The 5912-nt window shown below is 38.8% G+C and carries 4 protein-coding genes and 1 pseudogene; 3 read left to right on the forward strand and 2 right to left on the reverse strand.

The window, feature by feature from the left end; translation table 11 throughout:
• Nucleotides 1-336 precede the first annotated feature (336 nt).
• Nucleotides 337-3528, forward strand: coding sequence for a helicase-related protein (locus I6E24_RS15050; RefSeq protein ID WP_394800420.1), 3192 nt, complete (start codon nt 337-339; stop codon nt 3526-3528).
• 251 nt (nt 3529-3779) lie between these two features.
• Here the strand turns inward: I6E24_RS15050 and I6E24_RS15055 are convergent, their stop codons facing one another.
• Nucleotides 3780-5063, reverse strand: a complete 1284-nt coding sequence (locus tag I6E24_RS15055) for an ATP-binding protein (protein WP_235329402.1) — start codon at nt 5061-5063, stop codon at nt 3780-3782.
• A gap of 207 nt (nt 5064-5270) precedes the next feature.
• Between I6E24_RS15055 and I6E24_RS15060 the strand changes: the two are divergent.
• Nucleotides 5271-5477 (forward strand): annotated as a pseudogene (locus I6E24_RS15060) (DUF4391 domain-containing protein); the annotation flags it as partial.
• A gap of 171 nt (nt 5478-5648) precedes the next feature.
• Nucleotides 5649-5837 carry a type II toxin-antitoxin system HicA family toxin gene (locus I6E24_RS15065; protein ID WP_235329404.1) on the forward strand — a complete coding sequence of 63 codons (189 nt, stop codon included), beginning with the start codon at nt 5649-5651 and terminating at the stop codon, nt 5835-5837.
• Here the strand turns inward: I6E24_RS15065 and I6E24_RS15070 are convergent.
• Nucleotides 5793-5912: transposase (locus I6E24_RS15070; RefSeq protein WP_235328481.1), on the reverse strand; the 120-nt coding region annotated here is incomplete at its 5' end. The two genes, I6E24_RS15065 and I6E24_RS15070, sit on opposite strands and share 45 nt — an antisense overlap.

Here is a 5912-nt window from a genome sequence, read left to right on the forward strand (position 1 = left end):
AAGTATATGTATTCATGTGATTAACTTTTCTTTTCTGGATGATGATTGTTTTGATTTGTAAAGTAAGAGATGATCGTGGATTTGTGACAAAAAGTAAATTATAACTTAAAGATAAAGGAATGAGTTGTTCGGAATTCCCGGATAACTCAATTTTCATTTATGAAAAGAAGAATTTTCTGTTCTTACTATATTTAAATTACTGGATGTATTTATTAAGGAATTTTTATTATCTTTACCATAATAGTTTTTTATAATACACTTTGTAAATATTTTTACATAGAAAGACATTACGATGGAGATTATAGATAATATACATAAAACCCTGAAGATGATTTTATAGCGGAAATAAAGAGCGGGAGCAGAATTTCTATAGCTGCTTCCTGTTTCTCTATATATGCCTTTCATGAATTGAAGAAACAGCTTAAAGATATTAAGGAGTTACGTTTTATCTTTACATCTCCAACATTCGTTACAGAGAAAACAGACAAGCAGAAACGTGAGTTTTATATTCCGCGACTTAACCGTGAGCGCAGTCTTTACGGTTCTGAGTTTGAGATAAAACTCCGTAATGAATTGTCGCAGAAAGCTATTGCACGCGAGTGCGCGGAATGGATAAAGAAAAAAGTATGTTTCAAGTCCAACCGTACAAACGAAAACATGATGGGTTTTGTCAATATTGACACTGTCAGCTATATGCCTGTAAACGGGTTCACTACAGTAGATTTGGGCTGTGAGCGAGGAAACAATGCCTATACCATGATTAACAAGATGGAAGCACCGTTCTCGCAGCAGTTCCTTACTTTGTTCGATAATCTCTGGAATGATACCGAAAAGATGCAAGTTGTCACCGATGAGGTACTTGACAATATTACAAATGCCTATAAGGAAAACTCTCCCGACTTTATATATTTCGTTACTCTTTACAATATATTCAGCGAGTTCCTTGAAGATATTTCCGAAGATGTATTACCTAATGAGGCTACCGGATTCAGGAACAGTATAATCTGGAACAAACTTTATAATTTCCAGAAAGATGCCTGTCTTGCCATTATAAACAAACTTGAAAAGTATAACGGCTGTATTCTTGCCGACAATGTTGGTCTGGGTAAGACATTTACCGCACTTTCTGTAATAAAATATTACGAGAACAGAAACAAGTCCGTGTTGGTGTTATGCCCTAAAAAGCTTAACGACAACTGGATAACATACCGTAGCAACTATCTGAACAATCCTATAGCTGCCGACCGCCTGAGATACGATATACTGTTTCATTCCGACCTGTCGCGCACAGGCGGAAAGTCTAACGGTCTTGACCTTGCCCATATCAACTGGAGCAATTATGATCTTGTAGTGATAGACGAAAGTCATAATTTCCGTAACGGCGGTAAGGTTACTACAGACGAAAATGATGAAAATCCGAAAGAGAACAGATATCTGCAATTGCTCAACAAGGTAATCCGTAAGGGTGTAAAGACAAAAGTTCTTATGCTTTCTGCCACTCCGGTGAACAACCGTTTCAATGACCTCAAGAACCAGATAGCCCTGGCATACGAAGGCGAGTCTAAGAATATTGACGATTTGCTTGATACACAGAACAGCATTGAGGATATATTCCGTCAGGCTCAGACAGCATATAACCGCTGGTCGAAACTTCCACCGGAACACAGAACTACAAAACGTCTGCTCGACAGTCTTAGCTTTGATTTCTTCGAGGTGCTTGATTCGGTAACGATAGCCAGAAGCCGCCGTCATATAGAGCAGTATTACAATACAGCCGACATAGGCAAGTTCCCTCAAAGACTGAAGCCATTGTCGCGCCGTCCGCATCTTACTGATTTGGACAGTGCGATAAACTATAATGAGATATTTGAGCTTCTGCAGAGGCTTAATCTCGCTATATATACCCCGTCGCTGTTTATCCTGCCAAGCAAGATATCCAAATATGCCAGGCTGAACAGTAATGATGAATATACCGGACTGACTATGGCAGGACGCGAAAGCGGTTTGCGCAAACTTATGAGTGCCAACTTGTTGAAACGTCTGGAAAGTTCTGTAAACTCTTTCCGCCTGACCATTGAACGCATACGTTCTTTCATCAGTTCCACACTTCAGAAGATTGATGAAACGGATTCATACGAGAACTATGGAATGGTGGCAGAATATGAAATGCCGTACGGCCTTGACATGGACGATGAAGACAGCATTTTCATAGGCGGAAAGAAATCGCAGATTGCGCTTGCCGATATGGACTATATCAGTTGGAAAGAGTTTCTTGAACAGGATATAGAAGTCCTGAATCTGCTTTTGCTTATGCTTGCAGATATAACTCCTGAGCATGACAGCAAGCTGCAACAATTGTTGGCAGATTTGCGCAACAAGATAGAGAACCCTATAAATCCGGGAAACAGGAAAGTGATAATCTTTACCGCTTTCTCCGATACCGCAGAATATCTGTATGACAATCTTGCATCACGGATACTCGAAAAGACAGGACTGCATACGGCTCTGATAACCGGTGATATAGAAGCACGCAGCACTCTGAAATTGAAACAGAAGCTTGATTTCAATACAGTTCTTACGCTGTTTTCGCCTATATCGAAGGAGAAAGCAGCCATATTTCCTAATATCGAAGAGAGTATAGATATACTTATAGCGACCGACTGTATAAGCGAAGGACAGAACCTTCAGGATTGTGACTATCTGATAAATTATGATATCCACTGGAATCCTGTCCGCATAATCCAGCGTTTCGGACGAATAGACCGTATAGGCAGCCGCAACGATGTGATACAGCTTGTCAATTACTGGCCGGATATGACTCTTGATGAATATATCGACCTTAAAGGACGAGTAGAGGCACGCATGAAAGTGTCTGTTATGACATCTACAGGCGATGACAATCCGCTTACGGACGAGGAAAAAGGCGACTTGGAATACCGCCGTGAACAGTTGAAACGCTTGCAGGAAGAAGTGATAGACATAGAGGAAATGAATACAGGAGTGTCTATAATGGATCTCGGACTGAACGAGTTCCGTCTTGACCTGCTCGACTATATGAAGCACAATTCCGATGTAGAACATACACCGTTCGGACTTCATGCCATAGTGCCCGCCACGGACGATTGTCCTGCCGGAGTAATTTATGTGTTGAAGAACCGTAACAATTCTGTCAATATAGACAGGAAAAACCGTCTGCATCCATTTTATATGGTCTATATATCCAATGACGGAGAAGTGGTCATCAATCATCTGTCGCCAAAAGAATTGCTGGACCGTATGCGTTTCCTTTGCAAGGGAATACATGAACCGGTCAGGGAACTCTGTCACGAGTTTAATCTTGCCACAAACGACGGCAAGGACATGAAACGCTATTCCGATCTTTTGGGGGATGCCGTCAGTTCCATACTTGACGTAAAGGAATCAAGCGATATTGACAGTTTCCTTAGCGGAGTGCAGGGTAATCTTTTTGCCGACGAAATTAAGGGACTTGACGATTTTGAACTGATTTGTTTTATAGTAATACAGTAAGAAACTTAATTTTCGGTGATTGGCATAATTTTGTCCATTTTCGAATATTTAAAATAAAAAAGGAGGTTAGTATGGAAAATGGTATTTAACCTCACAAAAACTATATCAAGGCGGTATTGTAATAATAGATTGCAACGATGTTGTAGTCTCACGCCACAAAAAACAAGTAGTAGAGTGGACTCATGCCTGAATCCACTCTATTACTTTTATTAGTTATATTTTTGTAGATATTGTCTCGTTTTTAAGAATAATTATTCCCTTAGGCATCCTATAGGAACGATATAGATTCCATCTTCTTTACGTCGGTAAGCATATTCGCCTGTTGCGGTTAATATCATTTTAAAAGCAGGTGCTTTCATACGTGAAGTATCAATCTGTTCTGTTAATGAATTGAGTGTTTCTATTCCGTCATTTATCAATGATTCGCCTCCTAATTTGATTTCTATAAGACCATATTCTCCGTTTCGAAGATGTACCACAGCATCGCATTCCAGTCCGCTTTTATCTCGGTAATGATACACTTTTCCATTTAAAGCATCTGCAAATACACGCAAGTCTCTTACACACATTGTTTCAAAAAAGAATCCCATTGTGTTCAAATCGTTGATTAAATCGGCAGGTCCTAATCCTAATGCTGCTGTTGCGATAGATGGATCAACAAAATAACGTGTATCGGTAGTACGAATTGCAGTTTTAGAACGAAGATTTGGATTCCAGGCTGGCATATCCTCTACTACAAATATTTTCCTTAATGCTTCAAGATAAGAACTTATAGTATCATCATCAAGTATAGCTGTATCATTATTTTTTAGATCTTCCTTTAATGTTGCAATTGAAGCTTGTGTTCCTTGGTGACGTGCATACGCTCTCATCAAACGTTGTACTCGTTCTGATGCCCTTTTAACCCCATCTACTTTAGTAATGTCTTCTTTTGTTACTGCATCATAATAATCGAAAGCTTGTTCCAATGCAGCTTCTTCAGGAAGACCAACTGATAAAGGCCAGCCGCCTCTACAAATTAAGAATGCAATATCTTGTAGTTTAAGTTCATTTTTCTCTAAAATTTTATCTGGAGCTGTAAATAAATATCCAAGACTGACTTTTCCGTTTGATTCTCCAGATTCAAATAATGTCATTGGACGCATTGTCAACCAAGCAAACCGTCCTGTTCCAGAATGTTCTATTTCTTTTTCAGCTTCTTTATCAGGGACAGCAGACCCTGTTAATATAAACTGTCCCATTTTACGACGGTGGTCAACAGTATATCTTACTGCATCCCATAATTTAGGTACTGTTTGCCACTCATCAATGAGCATTGGAGTTTTTCCGGACAATGCAACATCGATATCTATTTCTAATAAGTTCTTGAAATTGTTTTTTATATCAGTCCTGGCCAATAATATTTTACTTGCCGCTATCTCTTCTGCTGTAGTGGTTTTGCCACACCACTTAGGTCCCTCAATTAGTACAGCTCCTTTAGCCTGCAACTTTTTTTTAAGCAGGCTATCCATTATTCTTTGTTTGTAATTATCCATGAATCAAGCTATTAATAACTGCAAATATAATTATATTTTTTTAATATTCGGTAGTTTGGCATGACTTTTTTCGGTAATTTGGCATGACTTTTTTCGGTAGTTTGGCATGACTTTTTTCGGTAATTTGGCATAATTCATTCGGGATAATGTGATAAATTTAAAATATTAGCTATACAAAATATTAGACTTTTTTAAAACCTTGATGCTGTATGGGAGAATATCATAAAGCAGGTGGGGCAGATTGATGTTGAGGAAGGCAGGTCGCTTACGGAACAAATACAGGCTGATGAGAAGAAAGCAAAGGTTGAGGCTCAAATAAAGACTTTGGAGCGAAGACTTGCTACGGATAAACAGCCGAGGAAGAAAAGGGAGTATTTTGAGATGATAAGGAAATTGAAGGAGAGTATAAGCTAATTAGCTAATAAAGCGTAATTATAAGCTTTAGACCTTATTTTTGTCGACAAAATTAAGGGGCCTGACGATTTTGAACTGATTTGTTTCAATGTAATACAGTAAGAATCGCAATATTGGTAATATCTGTCAATTTCCTTTGATTGTAACTGTTTTATAGTTACATTTGATGAAATGGAAAGGTTATTGTCCATATTCGGATATGAAAAGTCGAACAAGGGCAAGACATCAGGGTCAAGAGTCATATACCGCAATGAGAATAAACGTCCGATAATGTTGCACAAACCTCATCCGGGAAACATTATCAAAAGATATGGTTCATCCGACATTTCGCGTGATGCGGCAATCATGGAGTGCATATAACCTTAGCTCAAAGTATCGTTCATCCCTAAATCCGTATGCCGCTCTCTTCAAGACCTTTATCTTGTTGTTGATTCC

This window comes from Bacteroides caecigallinarum (assembly GCF_021530995.1).
Classification (GTDB): domain Bacteria; phylum Bacteroidota; class Bacteroidia; order Bacteroidales; family Bacteroidaceae; genus Phocaeicola; species Phocaeicola faecigallinarum.

Coding starts and splice junctions, on each gene's coding strand:
- I6E24_RS15055 (WP_235329402.1), bottom strand. CDS start 5,063: ATGGATAATTACAAACAAAGAATAATGGATAGCCTGCTTAAAAAAAAG.
- I6E24_RS15065 (WP_235329404.1), top strand. CDS start 5,649: ATGGAAAGGTTATTGTCCATATTCGGATATGAAAAGTCGAACAAGGGC.